Source organism: Ensifer sp. ENS11, from assembly GCF_014851895.1.
GTDB lineage: Bacteria > Pseudomonadota > Alphaproteobacteria > Rhizobiales > Rhizobiaceae > Ensifer > Ensifer canadensis.
Map to the genome: position 1 here is coordinate 1 of NZ_JACVAN010000068.1, position 499 is coordinate 499.

The 499-nt window shown below is 55.3% G+C and carries 1 protein-coding gene; it reads right to left on the reverse strand.

Annotation, left to right across the window (positions count from 1 at the left end):
- Nucleotides 1–58 precede the first annotated feature (58 nt).
- The coding region (locus tag IB264_RS34245; RefSeq protein ID WP_192435379.1) for an integrase core domain-containing protein at nt 59–499 on the reverse strand (441 nt) is incomplete at its 5' end.

The following is a 499-nucleotide window of genomic DNA, read 5'->3' on the forward strand; positions in this document are numbered from 1 at the left end:
TGACCTGAGACCCATCTTCCCTCCATTTTTCAGGAGAGTCGTTGGTTTCAATCTGACTTCAAGCGGCCTGTTTTTCCATAGCCATTTTCATTGCGAATTCGCTGGGTGTGATATTTCCGAGCGATGAGTGTGGTCTGTTTCGGTTGTAGTCCTCCTTCCACGCTGTGATGTCCGTCCGCGCCTGTGTCAGCGATGAGAAGAGGGTTTCGTTGAGGCATTCGTCGCGGAAGCTGCCATTGAAGCTTTCAACGAAACCGTTCTGCATCGGCTTGCCAGGTGCGATGTAATGCCATTCGACGTGTGTGCCCTGGCACCACTTGAGAACGGCCATGCTGGTCATTTCCGTGCCATTGTCAGAGACAATGGTCCTTGGCTTTCCGCGCCGTGCGATGATCGTATCCAACTCCCGAGCAAGCCGCAGCCCTGAGAGTGACGTGTCGGCGACTAGCGCCAAGCACTCACGGGTGAAGTCGTCGACAACGGCCAGGACGCGGAAGCG